The 21856-nt window shown below is 72.5% G+C and carries 13 protein-coding genes and 1 pseudogene; 6 read left to right on the forward strand and 8 right to left on the reverse strand.

Features of this window, described 5'->3' with window-relative positions; all coding sequences use genetic code 11:
* Positions 1-11 precede the first annotated feature (11 nt).
* Genes K4G64_RS00140 through K4G64_RS00150 form a run of 3 tightly spaced genes read right to left on the reverse strand, consistent with a single transcriptional unit; the run spans position 12 to position 10872 of the window.
* Positions 12-2222: a bifunctional Gfo/Idh/MocA family oxidoreductase/class I SAM-dependent methyltransferase gene (locus K4G64_RS00140; RefSeq protein ID WP_221753961.1), complete on the reverse strand. Its 2211-nt coding sequence runs from the start codon at positions 2220-2222 to the stop codon at positions 12-14.
* Positions 2219-3319 (reverse strand): saccharopine dehydrogenase NADP-binding domain-containing protein, encoded by a 1101-nt coding sequence (locus K4G64_RS00145; protein WP_221753962.1) that lies wholly within the window; start codon positions 3317-3319, stop codon positions 2219-2221. Before K4G64_RS00145 ends, K4G64_RS00140 begins: the two co-directional genes overlap by 4 nt.
* Complete coding sequence (locus K4G64_RS00150) at positions 3316-10872, reverse strand: non-ribosomal peptide synthetase (RefSeq protein ID WP_221753963.1); 7557 nt, start codon at positions 10870-10872, stop codon at positions 3316-3318. The genes K4G64_RS00145 and K4G64_RS00150 overlap by 4 nt, the downstream gene beginning before the upstream one ends.
* Before the next feature lie 128 nt (positions 10873-11000).
* Here K4G64_RS00150 and K4G64_RS00155 point away from each other — a divergent pair, with 128 nt between their 5' ends.
* Positions 11001-12623: an MFS transporter gene (locus K4G64_RS00155; protein WP_221753964.1), complete on the forward strand. Its 1623-nt coding sequence runs from the start codon at positions 11001-11003 to the stop codon at positions 12621-12623.
* Here the strand turns inward: K4G64_RS00155 and K4G64_RS00160 are convergent.
* Genes K4G64_RS00160 through K4G64_RS00175 form a run of 4 tightly spaced genes read right to left on the reverse strand, consistent with a single transcriptional unit; the run spans position 12610 to position 18348 of the window.
* Positions 12610-13359 (reverse strand): thioesterase II family protein, encoded by a 750-nt coding sequence (locus K4G64_RS00160; RefSeq protein ID WP_221753965.1) that lies wholly within the window; start codon positions 13357-13359, stop codon positions 12610-12612. The genes K4G64_RS00155 and K4G64_RS00160 overlap by 14 nt on opposite strands.
* Entirely contained in the window at positions 13356-15818 is a 2463-nt protein-coding gene (locus tag K4G64_RS00165; RefSeq protein ID WP_260459772.1) for an ATP-binding cassette domain-containing protein, read from the reverse strand. Before K4G64_RS00165 ends, K4G64_RS00160 begins: the two co-directional genes overlap by 4 nt.
* Positions 15815-16780 (reverse strand): ABC transporter permease, encoded by a 966-nt coding sequence (locus K4G64_RS00170; protein ID WP_221753966.1) that lies wholly within the window; start codon positions 16778-16780, stop codon positions 15815-15817. The genes K4G64_RS00165 and K4G64_RS00170 overlap by 4 nt, the downstream gene beginning before the upstream one ends.
* Complete coding sequence (locus K4G64_RS00175; protein ID WP_221753967.1) at positions 16777-18348, reverse strand: ABC transporter substrate-binding protein; 1572 nt, start codon at positions 18346-18348, stop codon at positions 16777-16779. Before K4G64_RS00175 ends, K4G64_RS00170 begins: the two co-directional genes overlap by 4 nt.
* Positions 18349-18691: 343 nt before the next feature.
* Between K4G64_RS00175 and K4G64_RS00180 the strand changes: the two genes are divergently transcribed.
* From K4G64_RS00180 to K4G64_RS00195, 5 genes and pseudogenes are all read left to right on the forward strand, one after another.
* Complete coding sequence (locus K4G64_RS00180; protein WP_221753968.1) at positions 18692-19159, forward strand: Fur family transcriptional regulator; 468 nt, start codon at positions 18692-18694, stop codon at positions 19157-19159.
* Between the two features lie 8 nt (positions 19160-19167).
* A complete protein-coding gene (locus tag K4G64_RS00185; protein WP_308122156.1) occupies positions 19168-19404 on the forward strand; it encodes a hypothetical protein in 237 nt (78 codons plus the stop codon).
* Positions 19382-19555 (forward strand): annotated as a pseudogene (locus K4G64_RS39675) (GTP-binding protein); the annotation flags it as partial. The gene K4G64_RS00185 and the pseudogene K4G64_RS39675, both read left to right, overlap by 23 nt.
* 85 nt (positions 19556-19640) lie before the next feature.
* A complete protein-coding gene (locus K4G64_RS39680; protein ID WP_308122157.1) occupies positions 19641-20003 on the forward strand; it encodes a GTP-binding protein in 363 nt (120 codons plus the stop codon).
* Between the two features lie 741 nt (positions 20004-20744).
* Positions 20745-21056, forward strand: coding sequence for a metalloregulator ArsR/SmtB family transcription factor (locus K4G64_RS00195; protein ID WP_221754077.1), 312 nt, complete (start codon positions 20745-20747; stop codon positions 21054-21056).
* A gap of 7 nt (positions 21057-21063) precedes the next feature.
* Here K4G64_RS00195 and K4G64_RS00200 read toward each other — a convergent pair whose 3' ends face one another.
* Positions 21064-21705 (reverse strand): iron chelate uptake ABC transporter family permease subunit, encoded by a 642-nt coding sequence (locus K4G64_RS00200; RefSeq protein ID WP_308122158.1) that lies wholly within the window; start codon positions 21703-21705, stop codon positions 21064-21066.
* Positions 21706-21856: the final 151 nt, after the last annotated feature.

Below are 21856 nucleotides of genomic sequence, written 5' to 3' on the forward strand. Positions count from 1 at the left end.
CCCCGACGTGATCAGTTGATACGGGCCGCGAACAGCCGCTGCCCCAGCGGTGCCAGCGGATGGTCCTCGTCCGGCGCGGTGACGACATCTCCGAGTCCCGCTCCCGCCAGGACGTCGAGCCACTGCCGACGGGAGAGGAACGTGGTGTCGGAAGTCCGTCGGGCGTCTTCGGAGGCGGTCATCATGAACGCCTGGGAGGCGAGGATCTCCAGGTGTTCGCGGGTCGGTTCGGTGATGAACAGATGGCCGCCCGGGGCGAGCAGTCGGACGAGTGACCGCACTGTCGCGTCGGTGTCGCGCGCGTTGTTCAGGACGCCGGCGGCGATGACGACGTCCGCGCCGCCGGGCTCGAGCCCCTGGGCGGCCGGGTCCTGGTCGATGTCGTACAGGCCGTGGCGGATCCAGCGGTGCCCGGCGTGGCGCTCCTTGGCCGTGGTGACGAAGAAGTGCGAGACGTCGGTGAACAGGTAGTCGACCGGCGGCCTGCCAGGTCCGTTCTCCGTGAGGGCCCGGGCGACGGCCTCCGTGGTTGCCGCCGTCCCCGCTCCGACCTCGACGACCCGCAGCGGGCGGGCGGCGTCGCGCACCGCGGCCAGGGAGCGTACGGCACTGGCCACGGCGGTGTTGAGGTACCGGGCGGTGATGGTGTCCCGGTACACGGCGTCCGCCACCTCGGTGCGGCCCTCGGGGAAGAGCAGCAGCGCCGCCTGCTGCTCGCCGGTCATCAACTGGGGCAACCGCTCGGCGTTGCGTCGCAGATACGTGACGAACTCCGGTGTGCCGAGGCCCCGTCGCCAGGTGGCGGCGGCCACGTCCCAGGCCCGGCGCACCGCGGCGGGATCCACGGGCGAGGCACCGCGCAATCCGTCTCCGTCCCGCTCGATCATCTTGCGGTCGGCGAGGATCCGCAGCCAGCGCCGGATCAGCGTGTGGTGTGGCGGTGCCACGCGGGCGGAGGCCAGTACCTCGTCGGCGGTCTGTGTACGCCCGGGGTCACTCAGTGCCTCGGAGTGCTGTAGCGCGGCAAGCATCGAGGCGAGCACCGCCTCGTCGAGCTGCCGTACGAAGTCGTCGGCCAGGCGGGGATCGACGGTGCCGACGCGGCGGTCGGCCGCGGTCGTGGCGTACCGCACGAGTTCACGCAGGTCGGATCCCGCGCTGGTCAACTCGTCTGTGCGGAGTGGCTGATGGGTCTGCCCGGGTCGCAGCGTCGGATAGCCCAGTTCCTTCGTCAGGTCCTGCCACATGCGGCACAGCGTCAGGTGGTACTGGTCGGGCCGCTCGGCATCCGGGTCGCCGAGGATCGCGGCGCGTGCCGCCTTCAGGTCCGCGCCGATGGCGGCCGGCCACTGCTCGCGCAGCAGGTGCCGGTAGTCGGGCGGACCGGCTGCGCCCAGCGGGGACGTGCTCGGCTCGTCCAGGTGCTCGGTGCCGGGAGCGTCGAAGTCGAAGCGGTTCCTGACCGGTTCCGGGATGTGCAGGCGCGGGCTCCACAGCACCGGGCCGTGCGGATCGGTCAGGGTGAGGCTGCCTCCGGGGGTGCCGAGGGTGACGCGGTGCAGGAGATGCAGGTGGTTGTCGGGGTCGTCGGGGTCGACCTGGTTGTGCACGCGAAGTGTGAGCGGTGCGCCGGCGATCGTGCCGGTGAGGACCGCGAAGGGACCGTCGCTGTCGGTGGAGGCAGCCTTCACCTGCCAGGGCCGTAGACCGCCGAGTGCCTCTCCCAGAATGTGCAGCAGGGGGAAGGCGACCTGCGAGGCGCATGCGGCGTCGACGTATGCCACGGGTTGCCGGGCGAGGGCCGTACGGGCGGCCTCGGTGAAGCGCCGGACCTCCGGCAGCCGCACGTAGAGATCGCTGAGCCGGTACCGCACGCCGTTCCTGCGCGACTCACGCAGACAGGCGACCAGGTCGTCGTGGTGCACGGGCTGCTCCTGCACGACGTGGACGACGCGCCGCAGCAGCCGTAGCGCCAGGTCGGTGCCGACACCGCCCAGGACTCCGGAGCGGACGACCACGCAGGCGAGGTCCACGTCGTCGGGCAGCTGGTCGACGTCGGTGTACAGCGGTACCCGGTGCCGCGCGGCACACGCCACGGACCGCTCGCTGCCCGCGGCCAGCACACCGACGATCTCGAAGTCGGCGGGCATGCCGGCCAGGGCGGCCAGGTAGAACTGCCCGAACGTCGTCCCGCACACCACTGTCTTCAGCCGCGTGTTCACAGTGCGCCTTCCTCGATCGTGGCGAGTTCCGAGATCGCCGTGTCGTGCACGGTCACGTCGCACAGCCCGGGCTCGGCGCGCAGGCGCGCGACGGCGGACCTCGGGTCGAGTGCCGTGTCGGCGCGGTGGGTGCCGCGCGGCACCTCGCCGCGCAGTGCCGCCAGTGCGGCCACGGCTGTGACGGCGCCGGTGAGTGGTGAGATGCCCGGCGCCCGCAGGATCGCCGTGCGTGTCACGGTCCGGCCCGCGCGGGTGCCGTCGAGCTGCGCGAGGAGCGTGACGTACGGGCTGCGGCCCGCGGTGTCCAGCGCGGCGGCCCGGCACAGGGCGGCCACGGCGTCGGCCCGGTCGAGGGAGCGGGCCGCGTCGAGCGCGGCGGCCAGGTGTTCGCCGTCCACCGCCGTGAACCAGTTCCCGTGGGTGAGCGACAGGTCGCGGGCCAGCCGCTCCCCTTCCGCGTCCAGGTACGGCAGGGTCACCACTTCCCTTGCGAAATGGGGCAGTTGCTGCCCGTTCAGCCTCTGCAGAGCGCCCCGGCGCCGGGCACCGTCCCGCCAGGCGGCGAGGGGTTCGGTCGTGCCGTCGAGCACCCCGTCGAGGTAGTCGTGCGCGCCGGTCTCGGTGAAGCGGTCCAGCACTCCCGCATACGCGGTGAGTCCGTGCACCGAGTCGAAGTGTTCGGCTGCCAGCCAGCGGGGCAGCAGCCCCGAAAGACCGGGCAGCGCCCCGGCGTCGTACAGCGCGGTGCGTTCCCCGACGGCCGTCCGCACGCGGTCCAGTCGCCCGCCGCCTCCGGCGTCGACCATGTCGGCTCCCGCCATCAGCGCGGCGAACGTGACCCGCTCCGAGGTGCGGTGCGAGGGGCCCGCACAGTGCACGACAAGGTCGCAGCCCCGGACGAACGCGGCGAGCGAGGCCGCGTCGTCGACGTCCACGGCGGTCGCCTCCGCCTCCGTACCGGCCAGGTGGGCGGCGACGAACCGCTTGGCCCGTACGTTGTCGCGGCCGCCGATCCGCAGGCGTCCGGCCCCCCACCGCGCCAGCAGCCGCGCCGCATGGCCGCCGACGGCGCCGTATCCCCCGAGTACGCCGATCACAGCGCGCCCTCCTCGGTCTCCGCGCTCTGTGCCGACTCCTGGGCGAGGGCGTGCGCGACCCGCTCCGGTGTCGGCCCCGCGAACAGCCTCCGCAGTGGCAGCTGCACCCCGAACCGCTGCTCCGCCAGCGTCAGGAAGCGGGTCGCGAGCAGGCTGTCGCCGCCGAGTACGAAGAAGCTCTGCCGGCGGCCCACGGCCGACACGCCCAGCAGGTCCGCCCACATGGTCGCCACGGCCTGCTCCAGCTCGCCCTGCGGTGGCTCGTCCGGATCCTCGTCCCGCCCCGCCGCGGCGAGCGCGGCGACAGAGGCGCGGTCGACCTTGCCGTTGGCGCCGAGTGGCAGCCACGGCAGCACGGTGATCTGCTCCGGCACCATGTGCGCGGGCAGCCTGGCCGCCGCGTGGTCGCGCAGTGCGGCCGGATCGAGGTCGACGGCGTCCTGGGGCCTGCGGGCCGTCAGCATCTCGACGAAGGAGTCTGCGAGGGGCTGATGCGCAACCCCGTCGAATCCGGCACCGGCCAGCAGCTCGGCCCAGCGCGCCGGAGGCAGAATCGGCGTGCCCGCGGTGCGCCGCTCGCGGTCGAAGTGCGCGTATCCGCCGTCCAGCAGGGCGGCTGTGAGCAGGGCGACGGGTGTGAGTTCGGACCGTTCGACGGCCAGCAGGACGCCACCGCGGCGTGCCAGCAGCCCGGCCAGGGCGGGCCCGTGGGACGGGTCCGGGCTGCGGTGCAGTGCCTGGTCGGCCACGACGACGTCGAAGCGGTGCCGCAGGTCGTCGGGGACGACGATGCCGTGCTGCCGCCGGCAGGTGACCTTGTGCGGCGAGGCCGCGAGCCGGCGCTCGGCCACCTCGACGAGGGCCGGATCACTGTCGAGCAGCGTGTAGCGCACCTTCTCGGGTGCGAGGCGGCCCAGGAGGCGTTCGGCGCCGCTGCCGTCCCCACCGCCGAGTTCCACGAGCTCTATGGGCCCGTCTGCCTCGGTGGCCAAATTGTCGATCCGGCGGGCGAGTTCGTCCATCGAACGCTCGCTGCCGGGGTCGGCGGCGGCGAGTCGCGCCGGAGCGAGCACGTCGTCCTCGAGCAGCACGGTGGCCGCAAGGCGCCCGGCGAGGATGTCCCGGAAGTCGCCGAGGCGTTCGGTCAGGCGCTGACGCACGCGCGTGATCAGAACTCCGTAGGCGTCCTGTGCGCCCTCCGCCTCGGCGTCTCCCAGCCGGGGGCCCACGGCGTACGTTCCCCCGTCCTCCACGAGAACCTTGCGTTCCGCGAGCCAACGCAGCCACAGCCGCAGAACCGGCAGGTGCTCCTCGGCGACCTCCAGAAGGGCTGCCCACTGTGCGGGAGCGAGACCGGAGGGCTGCCCGGCGCGTGCGTGCAGGTCCAGAAGGCGCGTCAGGAAGGACTCCGCCGCCGCGCTCTCCACCCGACGGGCCCGCTCACGGAACTCCCGTGTCGATGCCCCCGGTTGAGCGTCGGCCACGTTCCCCTGTGCGGAGCCGGGGGCCGGAACGACCGCGGCGGCCAACCGGCGTGCCGCGCCCTCCCCGGCCACCGTGACGACGGCACGCCCCACGCCGGGCGCGTCCTGCAACGCCGCCTCGATCTCGCCGAGTTCGATGCGGTGACCGCGGATCTTGACCTGGTGGTCGGCACGGCCGAGGAACTCCAGGGTGCCGTCGGGCCAGTAGCGTCCGAGGTCGCCGGTCCGGTACCAGCGGTCCGCTCCCTCGGCGACGAACTGCCTCGCCGTCAGCTCGGGCGCCCCGCGATAGCCCCGGGCCACCCCCGCACCACCGATCCACAGCTCGCCGGGGACCCAGTCGGGGCAGTCGCGGCCGTGGGCGTCGACGACGCGGAAGCGCTGGCCGCGCAGCGGACGCCCGTACGGGATGGAGCGCCATTCCGGGTCGACCGCCTCGACCTCGCAGGCGTTGGACCAGATCGCGGCCTCCGTCGCACCGCCGAGCGCGACGAACCGGCACCACGGGCACTGTTCGGCGAGCCGGCCGGGCAGGTCGAGGCCCACCCAGTCGCCGGAGACGAGCACGAGCCGCAGCGGGTCGGGCGGCTGAGCGCCCTCGGCGACGGTGAGCAGCATGTCGAGCAGGGCGGGGACGGTGTTCCACAGCGTCACCTGATGGCGGCGCACCAGGTCGAGCCAGCGTCGCGCGTCGCGCCGGTCCTCCTCCTCGATGAGGACGAGCGCGCCCCCGGCCGACAGCGGCCCGAAGATGTCGTACACGGACAGGTCGAAGTCCAGCGCGGACACCGCGAGCACCCGGTCCGACTCCGTCACGCCGTAGCGCTCGTTGATGTCGGTGACGGTGTTGGCGGCGGCCTGGTGGGTGATCTCGACGCCCTTGGGGTCGCCGGTGGACCCGGACGTGAAGATGACGTACGCGAGTGCGTCGCCGGGTACGTCGACAGGGGCGGCGGCCACGTCCGTCGAGGGCGCCGCGTCGACCGGCACCGCCGGGACTCCCTCGGTCGGGGCCGTCTCCGCCTCGCCGACGACCAGGCGTACGCCCGCGAGGCGGTGGATGCGCTCGCGCCTCGCCCGCGGCTGGTCGACGCCGACCGGCACGTATGCGGCCCCTGCGGCCAGCACGCCGAGCACGGCCACGATCTGGTCCGGGCCCTTGGGCAGGCGGACGGCGACCGTGTCGCCCCGCCGTACCCCGCGCTCCGCGAGCACGGTCGCCAGTCGCAAGGCTCGGTCGGCGAGTTGGCCGTAGGTCATCCGTTCGGTCCGTTCGCCGTCGTCCCGGACGAGAGCGGTGCGGTGCGGCTGGTCGGCGGCGCGGCGGAAGAAGTCGCGGTGCAGCAGGCCGGGCACGCCGGCGCCGGTCGCGTTGACGGTCGCACGGGTGGCGCGCTGCGGGGCGGGCAGCAGATCGGGGGCGGGTGCGGTCCAGCCGGGGCCCGTGGCCAGCCAGTCCACCAGGTGGAGATAGGCGTCGAACATCGCGTCGACGCAACCCTCGGGAAAGAGTTCCTCGACGACGTCCCAGTTGAGGCAGACACCGTCGCCGTCCTCGGTGACCTGGTGGTCGAGCCACACCTGCGGGGTCTGCGAGACGCCCCACACCTGCCGGTCGAAGGGCGCGCGCGGAGTATCGCCGCCCACCCCCAACGCACTGGTGAAGACGACGGGCATGGTCAACTCGGGCTCGCCACTGCGACGGGCCAGTTCACGCAGCACCCAGACGGCGGAGACCTCCCGGTGGTCGAGGGAGCGCCAGAGTTCCTCCTGAACGCGGCGGGCCCGCGCCAGCCAGCTGTCCCCGGCCTGCGGGCGGGACGAGACGAGCATCAGTGAGGTGAAGTCACCGAGGACATGGCCGATGTCGGGATGTACGTCACGGCGGTCGAACAGGGTGAGGTTCAGAGTGAGTTCCGGACGGGCACTCCACCGGCCGAGTACCTCGGCGAAGGCGGTGAGCAGCACACCGGAGGGGGTGAGTCCGTGGTCACGGGCCCTTTCGGTGAGGGCCTGCCAGCGACCCGGTGCGATGCGGGCCTCGCGGCGGGTGAAGTGCGGGCGCTCGACGGTGGACGGGTCCTTGGCCAGCGGCAACGCCGGGGCCTGAGGCAGCTGTGGCAGCAGTTCGGTCCAGTAGTCGCGGGCCGAGGCGATGGCTTCCGGGGCGGGGGCGGTGGAGCAGACGTAGTCGCGGAACGACACGTCCACGGACGGGAGTTCGGCATCGGGATCGGCGTACAGCGCGGCGAGTTCGGCGTAGAAGACCAAGATGCTCAGCGCGTCGAGGACGATGTTGTCGATGCCGATGCCCAGTCGGGTACGACCTCCCGCGCGCACCCCGCGTACGGCGAACAGCGGCCAGGCGGCGGGATCGAACACCTGGTGCGAGGCGGTCTCACGCAGTTCGGCGAAGGCGGCCTCGGCATCGGGGCCCGCATCGGTGATCTCGACGGCGAACCGCGGCACCTCGGCCAGGATGCGCTGCTCGCCGTTCTCGTCCACGACGGCGCGCAGCATCTCGTGGCGCTCGACGAGCCGGTCGATGGCCGCTTCCAGCCGTCCCGCGTCCAGATCCTCGACGTCGTACTCGCGGTAGAAGTGGCAGCCGATGCCGCCCAGCGTGAAGTCCTCGCCGCGCCCGAGCCAGTAGGCACGCTGCACGTCGGTGAGCGGGAACGGTTCGTGGCGCTGTTCGGGGGCGGCGGTCACCGCCCGCTCGGTGCGGCCCGTCCCGTCAGGGCGCAGCCGTGCGGCGAAGGCGGCGAGCACGGGGTGCGTGAAGAGGTCGGCGAGGCGTACGTCGCCCCATCCCCCGGTACGCAGCCGTGCGACGAGGCGGGTGGCCAGCAGCGAGTCGCCGCCCAGGGCGAAGAAGTCGTCCTCGCGTCCGATGTCACCGACGCCGAGGATCGCCGACCACGCCTCGGCGATCCGTCGTTCGCGCTCGTCGCGGGGCGGTGTGACGGCCCGGGTGGCCGCGGCGCCGCATGCCGCCACCCGCCGCGCGATCGCCTTCCGGTCGATCTTCCCGTTGGGGGTGAGCGGCAACTCGGCCAGGACGACGACGCGTTCCGGCAGCATCGCCGCCGGCAGTCGCTCTGCGGCCCAGGCACGCAACTGCGCGGGATCGGCGACACCGGTGACGGCGGCGCCGAGGCGCCGGTCCTCGCCGATGACCGCCACGGCCTTCTCCACCCCGGGCACCGCGGCCAACGCGGCCTCGATCTCGCCGAGTTCGATGCGGTGCCCGCGTACCTTGACCTGATGGTCGGCACGGCCGAGAAACTCCAGGCCGCCGTCTTGCCCGTAGCGGGCACGGTCGCCGGTGCGGTACCAGCGCACCCCGTCCACCTCGGTGAACCTCTCGGCCGTGCGGACCGGATCACCCCGGTAACCGCGCGCCACTCCGGCTCCGCCGATCCGCAGCTCGCCGGGCACGAAGTCCGGGCAGTCGCGGCCGAGCGGATCGACGACACGGCACCGGACGCCCCGCAGCGGCGTCCCGTATGGCACCGACACCCACTCGGCGGGCACCTCGCCCACCTCGCAGACGGTGGAGTGGATGGCGGTCTCGGTCGTGCCGCCGAGCGCCACGAAGCGGCAGTCCGGTGCGACCGTCCGCACGCGGCCGGGCAGGTCGAGCGGCACCCAGTCGCCGCCGAGCAACGCGAGCCTCACCGTGGGCAGTCCGCTGCTGCCCCCCGCTGTGACCAGCATGTCGAGCAGAGCCGGTACGCAGTTGACGACACTCACGCCATGGGTGCGGACCAGATCCGCCCAGACGGTGGCATCCCTGCGAGCGGGTTCCTCGACGCAGACGAGTGCGCCGCCGGCCGCGAGGGTGCCGAAGACGTCGTACACCGACAGGTCGAAGTCCAGCGCGGACAGGGCCAGTGTCCGGTCGGCGGACCCGATCCCGAAACGATCATTGAGGTCCGCGACCGTGTTCACAGCGGCCGCGTGCGTCACCTCGACACCCTTGGGCTCTCCGGTGGAGCCCGAGGTGTAGATCACGTACGCGAGGTCGGCCGGGCTGCCGGGGAGGGGTGCGGGAAGGGGCTGGGTGCCGTCCGGCACTGTGATGTCGTCGAGTACGAGGCGTATGCGGGCCGCGGTGTGGATGCGCTCGCGGCGGGCAGCGGGCTGGTCGATGCCGAGGGGGAGGTAGGCGGCGCCCGCGGCCAGGACACCGAGTACGGCGGTGATCTGGTCGGGGCCCTTGGGCAGGGTGACGGCCACCAGATCTCCTGGGCCGACGCCACGGTTCCGCAGGTGGCCTGCCAACCCAAGGGCGCGCGAGGAGAGTTCGCCGTAGGTGAGTGACTCGTCACTGCCCCACAGCAGCGCCGGCGAGTCGGGATCGATCGCCGCCCGCGCGAAGAAGCCGTCGTGCAGGCGCACGTCGTCCGGCCGCCACTCCGTGTCGTTGGCCACGGCCCGCACTCGCGCCTGCGCGTCGGGCAGCATCGACGGCACAGGTTCGGTCCACGCCGCCGGGTCGGCCGGCAGCCGGTCGAGCAGACCGCTGTAGGCGGCGAACATGGCATCCAGAACGCCCGGCGCGAATGCGTCCTCGCGGGCGTCCCAGTTCACGAGCAGCCCGCCGCCCATCTCCGTGACCTGCGCGTCGAGCCAGACCTGCGGCCCCTGCGAGATGATCCAGGACGCCTCGCCGAAGCTGTCCCGCACCTCCTGCGCGAACAGTTCACCCAGGCCCAGAGCGCTGGTGTAGACGACGGGCGCGAGCATGCGTTCGCCGTGCAGCCGGGAGGCGTCGCGCAGCACCTCGACACCCGAGTACCCGGCGTGCGCCACATCCTGGTGAAAGCGCTCCTGCAGGCGGGCGGCGCGTTCGGCGAAGGTTCCGGGGGTCCTTCCGTGCCATGCCAGCAGTACGGACGAGGTGAAGTCGCCGACGAGTGCAGCCACGTCGTCGTGCAGCGGCTCGCGGTCGAACAGCGGAAGGTTGAGCAGGAAGTCGGGCTCCGCGCTGAACGCCTGCAGCGTCTCGGCGAACACCGCCGCGAGCGCCATGGCGGGGGTCAGACCGTGCCGGCGCGCGGCCTGCTCGAAGCGCCGGGTGCGCTCGGCATCGAGGTGCAGATGACGTCGTACGACGGTGACGGCCTCGGCCTCCCCGGCGGCGACCGGGAGTCGGGGTGCCGCAGGCAGATCCGGCAGCCGTTCCTGCCAGTACGCGCGGTCGGCCTCCAGCGCGGCCTTGCGGGCCGTCGACTCACGGGCGGTGCGGCGTTCGGCGAGGTAGCGGGGGAAGCTGTAGCCGAGCTCGGCCAGGGGTGTCGCGGGGTCGGCGTAGGCGCGGGCGAGGTCGGCGAGCAGCACCCGGAGACTGAGCGCGTCGGCGGCGACCATGTCGAGGTTGACGTGCAGCCGCGTGCCGCCCGGCCGCACGGTGTCGGACAGCAGCGACAGCTGCACGTCGAGGACCTCCGCGGCCGTGATGTCCAGGTGGCGGTGCGAGAGGTCGCGGCGCAGGCCGTCGAGGCGTTGCTCGGCGTCCACCCCGGAGAGGTCCCGGAGGTCGTGGACGAGCAGTCCGGGCCAGGGACTCTCGGGCAGGATGCGCTGGCGCCCGTCGTCGAGGACGCACACGCGCAGCATGCCGTGCCGCGCGAGGACGGCTCGTACCGCGGCCTCCAGACGCGACGGGTCCACGTCCCGGCCGTCGAACTCGTGGTAGAAGTGGGCTGCCACACCGCCGAGTTGCTGCCCGTCCGCCCGCCCCACCCAGTAGGCGTGCTGCATGAGAGCGAGCTCGAAGGGCTCCGCCTCGTCCACGTGAGCCGTCTCGGAAGCCGGGCCCTCGGTACGCCGCTCGGCGACGAGTCCCCGCCAGGCCGCGAGTGTCGGCTCGGCGATGAGATCCGCGAATCCGATGTCGAGTCCGGCGCGCCGACATCGCCCGGCCAGTCGCATCATCGCCAGTGAGTCCAGCCCGAGGTTGATGAGGTGGACGTCCTCGTCGATCTCTTCGGAGCGCAGTCCCAGAAGTTCGCCGACGGCTCCCGGCAGATCCAGGCCCTCGTCCGTGCGTTCCTGTGCCACCTGAATGCATCCCCCTCGCGTCACGGTCCGTTCCGGCCAAAGCCCAAGCTAATGGAAACGATTTTCATTTACAAGTGTTGAGTTTCTCGCTAGCGTCAGCTCGCACGGATCAACGGGAGAGGAAGGCCATGGCTGAAGCCGAAGCCACCCAACAGGGCGGCGACGCACCGGAGTTGAAGTTCGAGCACCAGGAGGAGATGCCACCGGACGCCCGCAGCGCTCGGCACTGGACGACCGCCGTGACGGCGCTGGCGGCCGCGCTGATGACGCTCGACATCACCGTCGTCAACGTGGCGATGCCCGAGATCGGCGCCGACCTGGGTGCGTCGCTGGACAGCCTCCAGTGGATCGTCAACGCCTACACCCTGAGCTTCGCGGCACTGCTGCTCACGGCGGGATCCGTGTCGGACCTCATCGGCCGCCGGCGCATCTTCCTCGCCGGCGTCGCGGTCTTCACCCTCGCCTCGGCGGCCTGCGCGCTGGCCCCGAACGCCGGCGTGCTGATCGCGGCCCGGGCCGTTCAGGGCGCGGGTGGGGCAATGGTTCTGGGTACGTCGCTCGCCCTGATATCCGGCGTCTTCGAGGGAGCTCCGACGCGGGCGCGTACGACGGCCATCGGCCTGTTCACCGCCGGAGGCGCCGTGTCGGCGGCGCTGGGCCCGCTGGTCGGCGGATCCATCGTGGAGTGGCTGAGCTGGCCCTGGCTCTTCGCCGTCAACGTGCCGCTCGGGCTCCTGATCATCTACGGCACCGTGCGCAAGGTCCCCGAGGACGGCGGCACCGGCGGCTCGCGGCAGATCGACTACGCCGGAGCGATTCTGGCGGTGCTGGCCCTCTTCCTGCTCAACTACGGCCTGCTGGCCGGCTCGGAGGACGGCTGGTCGCAGGCGGACGTACTGGCCTCGTTGATCACGGGAGCGCTGCTGGCCGTGGCGTTCGTCGCCGTGCAGTGGCGGCTCGGCGAGCGCGCGATGCTGGACCTGCGGCTGTTCGCGATCCCCACCTTCGCCGGTGCGCTGCTGCTCAGCTTCGCCGCCCGGATCTTCAGCTTCGGCATGCTGCCCTTCATCACCCTGTGGCTCGGCGGGATGCTGCACCTCACCCCGATCGAGATCGGCCTGGTGCTGCTCGCCCAGTCGGTCGCGATCATCATCGGCGCACCGCTGAGCGGGCTGCTGACCAAGGTGGTACCGGTGTCGCGCGTGCTGGCCCTCGGTATGGCGGCGGTCGGGACCGGCGTCCTGCTGACCGTGGGCATCTCGCCGGACGACGACTGGACGGCGCTGCTTCCCATGCTGGTCCTGATCGGGGTCGGCGCCGGTCTGACGCTGCCGCATCTGCTGTCGCTGGCGGTGAACGTGGTCCCGCCCTCGCGCGCCGGCACCGCCTCGGGCGCGGCCAACAGCTTCTTCCCGCTCGGCACCGCCACCGGCGTGGCCGCCTTCGGCGTCGTATTGACCAGCAAGGTGAACGACGTCATGTCCGCGAGCGCCCTGGGTGAGCACGCCGTTCCCGACTCGGCCGCCGGGCAGCTGCGCCGCCTGGTCACGGCCGGCCAGTTCGACGCGGTCGCCGCAGCCGTGCCCGGGACGGCCCGCGGCCCGGTGCTCTCCCTGGCCCGCAGCGCCTACACCGAGGCCCTCTCGCAGATCTTCCTGATCGCGGGGATCGCGGCCCTGGTGGCGGCCGCGGCGAGCCTGGTGCTGGTCCGTGACAAGGACACCTACGAGACACCCGTCACGCGGGAATGAGCAGGCGGCGGCGTACGGCATCGACCACCGCCCGCGGCCGGTCGGAGAGGTAGAAGTGGCCGCCGGGGAAGGTCAGCAGCTGGAAGGGACCCGTGGTCCACTTCTCCCAGCCCGCTGCCTCCTCGGCGGTCAGCTCGGTGTCCGCCTCGCCGATCAGCGCGGTCAGCGGGCACGGCACCGGGCCCTGCGGATCCGCCGCGTACGTCTCGATGAGCCGGTAGTCGCCTCGGACCGCGGGCAGTACCAGTCCGCGTACCTCGGCCATCGCGAGCAGCTCGGGGGAGGTCCCGCCGAGCCGTATCAGCTCGGCGGCCAGGGCGTCGTCGTCCAGGAGGTGCACGGTGCCGCCGCGGTGGTGCTGCGGTGCCTCGCGCGCGGAGACGAAAAGGTGCTCCGGCGCCCGGTGGCGTCCTCTCAGCAGCCGCAGGACGAGCTCGTGCGCGACCGTGGCACCCATACTGTGCCCGAACACCGCCCACGGCCGGTCGAGCAGCGGCTCCACCGCCCGGGCGAGCCCCGCCACCAGCTCAGGCAGCTCCTTGGGCAGCGGTTCGTCCATGCGGTCCTCCCGTCCCGGCGGACAGACCAGCACCGGCTCGATCTCCGGTGGCAGCAGGTCCTTCCAGGAGCGGTACAACGCGGTCGACCCGCCGGCGTGCGGCAGGCACAGCAACCGCACCGCCGGGTGCCGCTGCGGACGGGGGCGGCGCAGCCATGCGCTTTCGGGACGGTTCACGGACCCGTCCTTTCGTAGGTCGTCGAACTCGGCAACTGAGGTACGGCGGTGAGCAGTTGGACGGTCACAGGGTCCGAGGGCGCGGCGATGACACGTTCGACGGGCCCCGCCTCGCGGATCGCGCCGTCGGCCAGGACCGCGAGCTCCCCGCCCAGCCGTACGGGCACCGTCATGTCGTGCGTGACGACCACCAGCGCGAGCCCGAGGTCCCGTCGCAGCTCGTCGAGGAGCTCCAGCACCGTGGCCGCCGTGGGTGCGTCCAGCGCACTGGTCGCCTCGTCGCAGAGCAGCACCCGCGGCTCGGCTGCCAAAGCCCTTGCCAGTGCGACGCGTTGACGTTGTCCCCCGGAGAGCCGTTCGGGCCGCACGGCGGCGTGGGCCGCGTCCAGGCCGACCCGCTCCAGCAGCCGGTGCACCTCGGCCCGGCGCGCATCCGCGTCGAGTTCCGGCCGGTACAAGTGCAGCGGTCGGGAGACGATCCGCTCCGCGGTGTGGCGCGGGTTGAGGGAGTCGTACGGGTCCTGCGGCACGAGTTGGAGCAGGCGCAGGTCGTCGCGGGTCCGCCCGCGCACGCCGTGCTCCACGCTCCGCCCGCCCACCCGGAGTTCGCCGGCCCAGTCGGGGTGCAGCCCGGCGAGACAGCGCAGCAGCGTCGTCTTGCCGCCGCCCGAGGGGCCCACCACCGACAGGCAGCCGCTTTCGGCGACAGTCAGATCGACACCGCTGAGCACGTTCCGTCGGCCGCGGTCGGCACTCAGGTCGCGTACGGACAGGACGGTCCGGCCCTCCGCTCGACCGCCCACGGGCCGGGGCGCCACGGCAGCACGTGCGGCGACGACCAGGCGCCGGGCCGGTTCACTCGCCGGCCGCGCCAACACCGCCTCCACCGGCCCTTGTTCCACCACTCGGCCACGCTCCAGGACCACCACGTCGTCGGCCACCGCCGCCACATGCGTCAGGTCGTGGGCGATCAGCACGACGGCCGGTCCGCCCTGCTCGCGGATCCGCCCGAGGTCGGCCAGGAGCCCGGCGGCCGTCACCGGATCGAGGGCACTGGTGGGTTCGTCGAGAACCAGCAGGCCGGGGCTGTGGGCGAGGGCGGCGGCCAGGGCCACGCGTTGCCGCTGCCCGCCGGAGAGCTGGTGCGGGCGGCGGCGCAGGAAGGCGTCGTCGTCCGGGAGCCGGGCGCTGCGCAGAGCCGTCCGCACACGGCCTCGCCGCTCGGCGCGCGGCACGCCGCGGGCCCGCAGGAACTCCCCGATGTGGTCGCCCACCCGCAGGGTCGGCGCCAGCGAGGTGCGCGGGTCCTGGGGGACGTACGCGGCATGCCGGGCACGCAGCTGCCGCAGCTGCCGGGGGCGCAGCCCGAACACCGACGTCCCGGCCAGATGCACCGTGCCGGATGTCGCCGCGAGCCCGGGGCCGAGTTCGCCGAAGGCGGCGAGTGCCAGGGTCGTCTTGCCGGAGCCAGAGGGGCCGACCAGGGCGAGGACGCGGCCGCGGGGGACGTCGAGATCGATGCCGTCGAGGACACGCACCCCGTCGGCCTCGACGGTGAGGTCTCTGATGCGAAGCGCCATGTCGCCGACCTGGACGTCCATGGCCGTACCCGCGACGGAACCCGGCCGTTGGACACGAGCCGCCGGAAGCACCGCGTCGACCAGGAGGTTGGCGCTCAGCAGCAGGACCAGGATCCCGGTGGCGGGCACGATCACCGCCAGGGGCTGCAGCGCGAGGCCGTCGCGGTTCTCGAGGATCATCAGCCCCCAGTCGGCGGCGGGCGGCTGGGCCCCGTAGCCGAGGAACCCGGCGGTGGCGACCGTGAACGCCGCGCCCACGAACCGCACTCCGGCGTCGGCGGCGAGCACCGGCGCCAGGTTGGGCAGCACCTCGCGGGCGAGGACATGGCCGGTGGTCTCACCGCGCGCGACGGCGGCCTCGACGTAGTCGTGCTGGAGGGCCTGGAGCGTCGCCGCCCGCACCACACGCACGATCTCGGGGAAGAGGACGACGGAGGTGGCGACCGCCACCCCGCCGGTGCCCCGCCCCACGGCCACCACGACCACGCTGAGCAGCAGGAAGGAGGGCAGGCTCAGCAACACGTCCACCAGGCGCAGCACGCCGGCGTCCACGAGCCCGCCCCGCAGCGCCGCGACCATGCCCAGACCGGCTCCCAGGACATACGCGACGGCCAGGGCGCCCACAGCGAGCAGCACCAGAGCGCGCCCGCCCGTCAGGAAGCGGCTGAGCACGTCGGAGCCGAGGTGATCAGTGCCCAGGGGTGCGTGCCCGCCGCGCGGCGCGTACGGCATGTCCAGGACGGCACCCGGCGTGTGGGGGGCGAACCAGGGCCCGACGAGCGCCAGCAGTACGACGGTTGCCAGGACCACGCCCGCCGCCACCGCGCCCGTCCGGCGGGGCAACCGGGCGGCCGCCACGCGACGCATCAGACGGTTCAACTCGGCCTCCTCGTTGCCGGGTTGAGGGCGGCAGCGACAGCGTCCGCCAGCAGGTTCAGAGTCACGGTCACGGCGGCTACGAGCATGCTGACGCCGAGGACGACGGGGGCGTCCCGGGCGGCCGTGGCGTTCACCAGAGCTGCGGCGAGCCCCGGATATCCGAAGAGCGTCTCGGCGACGAGCGTGCCGCCGAGCAGGTACGCCAGATAGCGGGCGAGCACCGGGACGACCGGGACGACCGCCGCCGGCAGCACCCACCGCAGCACCACACGGTGTTCGGGCACCCCGCCGAGCCGGGCCGCCCGCACCGCGTCCGAGCCCACCGCCTCCGTCACCCCGGCCCGGATCAGGCGCACGTTCTGGGCCAGGCAGACCGACAGCAGCGTGAGCACGGGCAGCACCAGGATCTGCGGCTGGGACAACGGCCCCTCGCCGGCAGGCGGCAAGGACACCGCGGGCAGCCACCCGGTCCCGACGGCGAAGATCTGGATGAGCACGGTCCCGATGACGAACTCGGGGAGGCTGACCAGCGCCAGCGTGGCCGTGGACACCACCCGGTCCGCGGACCGCCCGGCACGCAGCCCCGCCCACAGCCCCAGCCCCACGGCCGACGGCACCAGCAGGGCCGCCGCCACCGCGCCCAGCACCAGGGAGTTTCCCGCCCGTTCGGCGATCAGCCCGGAGACGGTCTCGCCGGTGCTGTACGAGCGGCCGAGGTCACCGTGGAGCGCGCCCCACAGCCAGCTGCCGTAGCGCTCCCAGGCGGGCCGGTCCAGGCCCAGGCTGTGCCGCAGTTCGGCGATCTGCCGCGGACTAGCGCCCTGGCCGGCGAGTCGGGCCGCGGCCGCGTCGCCCGGCGCGAGCAGGGTCGCGCCGAAGACCAGCACGGAGGCCGCGAGCAGGGTGGCGGCAGCGATGCCGGCCCGCCGCAGCCACCACGCGACGCCCGGTGCGCCGGTCACGAGGCGAGGTAGGCGTCACGCAGCGACGGGTAGTCGAAGAAGCCGTACGCCTGCACCCCGCGTACGGCCGGCGTCGCGCCCGCCACCGTGGGGACCCGTACGAACACCGCGTCACCGCCGTGCTTGTACAGGTACTGCTGAACGTCGTGCACGGCGCCGGTGCGCCTGTCCTCGCCGACGGCGGCGTGCATGGCGTTCATCAGCCCGTTCAGGGTGTCGTCGGACGGGCCGGTGAAGGGGTAGGACGCCTGCGGCCCGTAGTACGAACTCAGGGCGAGCGGCAGCGGAAGCGGGTGGTAGAAGCTGGTCTTCAGCGGCGCACCCAGCAGGGATTTCATGTCGGTGTAGAAGTCGGCGGGCGGCACCTTGTCCACGGCGACCTTCAGCCCGGCTGCCCGCCCCTGCTCGACGAAGGCGGTGGCGGCTTCCAGGGGCCCGTACTCGTAGTTGCTGGTCCGGATGGACAGTTTCGTGCCTTTGAGACTCCCGGAGGACATCAGCCGCCGCGCGCGGTCGGGGTCGTGCGGGACACGCGACAAGGAGCTGTCGTACCACGCCTGATGACGGCCCATCGCGTCGTCGGCGGTCTCCCCCTTGCCCAGGGTGACGGTGCGGACCATGGCCTCGCGGTCGATCGCGTACCTGACCGCCTGGACGGCCTCGGCTTGGGTGAAGGGGTCCGTGGAGAGGTTCATGGAGAAGGCCAGTTCGCCCCAGAGCTCGCGCGGAGCGGTGGTGATGCGCAGGCGGGAGTTGTTCGCCTCGGCCCGGGTGGTGGGCAGGGACAGGGCGCCCGCGTAGTCGAACTGCCCGGCCTTGAGCCCGTTCAGGCGGGCCTCGGCCTCGGTGACGGACAGCAGCTCGATCTCGTCGAGATACGGTCCGCCGCTCCCCCAGTAGTCCTTGCGGGCCGTGAGCAGACTGCTCTTGCCCCGGGACCATGTCTTGAGCACGAAGGGCCCGGAGCCCGGCGCCTTCGCGAAGTCCTTCGTACCGTCCGGGAACACGAACATCGACTGGGCGAGCGCGAGGTCGAAGAAGCCGTCCGCGCCCTTCAGGTGCAGTTCGACCGTGCGTTTGTCGCGGGCCTTGGACGCCTTGGTGTCGAGTCCGGCCAGGAAGGCGCTCTGGGTGGTGGGCTGCGTGGCGAAGGTCCGCAGGGTGAACAGCACGTCGTCGGCGGTGAGGGCCTTGCCGTCGCTGAAGGTGATGCCGTCCCGGACGCGCACCGTCCACACCGTCGCGTCGTCGTTGGGCTCGACGGACTCGGCGACCCGCCATACCGGCTTGCTGTTCTCGATCTCGCCGATCGTGTCCCAGACGATCCGCGCCCGCACGTAGTCGACGGGCGTCGAGGTCGCCTGAAGCACGCTCGCCGATTCCGCGCTGGACCCGGTGAAGGCCGCCCGCAGCCGCCCGCCGTGCCGGGGCTTTCCGTTGTCTGCCGCCGGCGTCGCGCCACCGCCGTCCCCACCGCAGGCGGTCACCAGACCCGCGGCCGCGACCGCCGCCGCGGAGCCGCCGACCCCTCGCAGTACCGTCCTGCGCGCAATATGCCGTTCCCCCACCGTCGTTCCCTTTCCTCGAACCGGACAGCCAGTGCGTCCAGCCGTCGAGCGCAAGCTAACAGGAAACGAAAACGGTTTTCAATAAGTATCACGAGTCAACTCCGCCCGCTTCGGGCCCGCCTGCGACGACCGCCTCGACGACGCCGCCCGCAATGGCCGCGCCCGCCAGCAGCCACCTCCGGCGGCCAGCACCCCGCGAAACGCCCGAGAACGGGGCCGCCCCAGTCGCGAAGACCCCGGTCCGAAACTCGGCGACGGATGGCCGGTCCCTATATGGTAATGGATTTCATTTTCATGTAACTTGGGAAGTCCACCAGTCGGCGAGCACCTGGGGGTGATCTGTGTGAGCGGCCGGACGACCCGGCAGCGAGCAGCGGTCCTACGCGTCCTGACCGGCTGCCAGGACTTCGTATCGGCCCAGGAGTTGTACGGCCTGCTGACCACGGACGGGACCCGGATCGGGCTGACCACCGTCTACCGCGCCCTGCGGGAGTTGGAGTCGTCCGGCGGTGTCGACGTCGTACGCGACGAGGCGGGCGAGCGGCTCTACCGTCGGCGGCCCGACGACGGCCACCGCCACTACCTGATCTGCCGCTGCTGCGGCCGCAGTCGGCCGGTCGACTCGGAGGTCGTCGAGCGGTGGGCCGGACGGATCGCCTCCGACACCGGCTTCACCGCGGTGGAGCACACCGTCGAACTCACCGGCATCTGCGCCGGCTGCCAACCCGCCCCGGACGAAGGAGAACCGCCGCCATGCCACTGGGAGCCCGCCCGGGACGACCTTGGCCGAGCCCGCGCCTGCGCGAGCTGAAGGAGACCGTGCGCACGCTGCTCGGCCTCGACGAGGACACCGCGGTCGTGATCCGGGAACTCGCCTGCACCGAGCCGGGCTGCCCGCCGCTGGAGACGGTCGTCGCCGTCCTGCCCATGGACGGCGAGGCCCGCCGCTGGACCCTGCACCGCCCCGCCGAACAGCTCACCGAGGACGACCTGCGGGCCGCCCTGCTCGACACCCGTACGAAGGAACCTGTCAATGACCGCCCCCGAACTCCGTGACGTGGGGGTCCCACCGGTCGAGCGAAGCCGAGACTGGGGGAGCGTGCCCGTCACCGTCCTGACCGGCTTTCTCGGCTCGGGCAAGACCACCCTCCTCAACCGCATCCTCACCGAGAACCACGGCCTGCGGATCGCCGTGATCGAGAACGAGTTCGGCGAGGTCGGCATCGACGACGCCCTCGTCCCCGACGCCGAGGAAGAGATCTTCGAACGGGGGCGCGTTCGATCTGGAGCGGGTGCTCGCCGACGACCCGTCCTTCCTGACCGAGACCGAGCATCAGCACGACCTCACCGTCACCTCGGTGGGCATCGATCTGCCGGGCGAGCTGGACGAGAACCTGCTCAACGCATGGCTCGGACAGTTGCTCCGCACCAAGGGTGTGGACCTCTTCCGGTCCAAGGGCATCCTCGCCATCGCGGGCGCACCCAAGCAGTACGTCTTCCAGGGCGTGCACATGCTGGACGGCGAGTTCGGGCGGGATTGGCGCGAGGGCGAGGAGCGGCGCAACCGGCTCGTCTTCATCGGCCGCAACCTCGACCGGGATGCACTCGAGCGCGGCTTCGCCGACTGCCTGGCCACGGCGGGAGCCGCCGCGTGAGCCTCACCATGGATTCCGGCCTCGCCACCGCCTGGGAGGTCACCGTCGGCGACGCGCCCGTCGCGCTGAGCGCCCGCGGCGACCTCGTGGCCGTCGCCGGGGCCGAGGGAACGGTCCGCGTCCTCGACGCGGCCATGGGCGCCGAGCTCGGCGCCCTCGACCTGCCAGGCGGCGCACTGAGGGTCGAACTCGCGCCGGATGCACGGCACTTGGCGGTCATCGGGCCGATGGGGTACGCGCTTTGTGGCGGCGCGCGGACGGCCGGACGACGATGCGTGAGTCCGGCGCCTGGTCCGCGGCGCCGCATGGGCGGACCACGAGCGGATCGCGGTCGCCTCCGGCCGCCGTGCGCTCGTACTCGACGCCGACGGCGGGGAGTTGTGGCGTACGGACCCGGCCGCCTCGGCAGTCGGCACACGCCCAAGCCCGTAGTGACGTACCCCTGCATCGGCTCGCACCTCGCGCTCGCCGTCGCGCCCACCGGAAGGTGGATCTGCAGCGGCAACCAGGACGCCTCCATCCACATCTGGCGCACCCTCCCCCAGTCTCGGCTTCGCTCGACCGGGGGACCCCCATCGGCAGCGAACTGACCATGTCCGGCTACCCGGAGAAGGTCTCCCGCCTCGCCTTCGACGAGACCGGGTACCACTTCCCTTACGAGGCCGACGGCGGCCGCGATGTCCTCGCGGCCGCCGTCCCCCGTAGCCCTTCGGACGCGGGCGTTACTCCCGTTCGCTCTGTCTGCGCTGCGCTGCGCTCGACGAGACCACCGCCGCCACGGTGGCCGCCACGCTCCAGGCCCTTGCCACCCCGTCGCGGCTGCTGATCCTGACCACCCTGCGCCAGGCCCCGCACCCGGTCACCGAACTCGCCGCCGCCATCGGCATGGAGCAGTCCGCTGTCTCCCACCAGCTGCGTCTGCTGCGCGCCCTCGGCCTGGTCACCGGCCGCCGCGTCGTCTACCGCCTCTACGACGAGCATGTCGCCCAGCTCCTCGACCAGGCCGTCCACCACATCGAGCACCTGCGCCTGGGCATCCATGACCCCGGCTGACCTCAGGTCACCGCGGCAGCACCACGCGGACGCGGTCGCCCGAGAGCGAGCACACCCGTGTAGACAGCAGTGGCCACCGCGAGGATCGCGAAGCTGGGCGGCAGGGACGGCACGGCCCAGCTGAGGGCGAGGCCAACCCACATCTCCACGACCGCGAGCCCGGCCGACAACAGCAGGGCGCGGTACGGACGTGGGGTGACCCGGTGCGCGGTGCCGCGGGTGCGGCGAGCAGGCCGAGGAGCAGCAGCGAGCCGACGGCCTGGGTGGCCTCGGCGGCACACGCGCCGACCAGGACCAGGAAGGCGATGCCCAGGACCCGTACGGGCACCCCGCGCGCCGCCGCGACCGCCTCGTCCAGCGAGGCGAACAGCAGTGGTCGGGCCAACAGCAGCACGGCCGCGCAGATGCAGGCGGCCACCAGCACCGCGACACCCGCCTGACCGTCCGACAGGCCGAAGATCGATCCGAACAGTACGCTCACCCCCGCCGTGCCGTGTCCGGCGCCGCGCGAGGTCGTGTAGAGGGTGAGAAAGAAGGCCCCCAGGCCCAGCAGCCATGACAGGGCGCTGCCGATGGCCACGTCGTCGGCCCGCCCCCGGCGGCCCAGGACCCCGATGAGCACCGCCACCCCGATGGTGGCTGCGAACACGGGTGCGGCGGATCAGGGCGGGGCGCATGGCGGGGATCTCCTTCTGTGGGCGGGACGCCACAGGATAGATGAACATGATTTTCAAACCCATTCCATGGGCACCCTCCCCCGCGAATCACTGCCGGCTCTTGACCTACCACTTAGTAATGGA

Source organism: Streptomyces sp. WAC04114 (assembly GCF_019733245.1).
Classification (GTDB): Bacteria; Actinomycetota; Actinomycetes; order Streptomycetales; family Streptomycetaceae; genus Streptomyces; species Streptomyces massasporeus_A.

What these genes read in the sequence shown, in the direction of transcription:
- K4G64_RS00155 (WP_221753964.1), top strand. Translation starts at nt 11,001, where the DNA reads ATGGCTGAAGCCGAAGCCACCCAACAGGGCGGCGACGCACCGGAGTTG.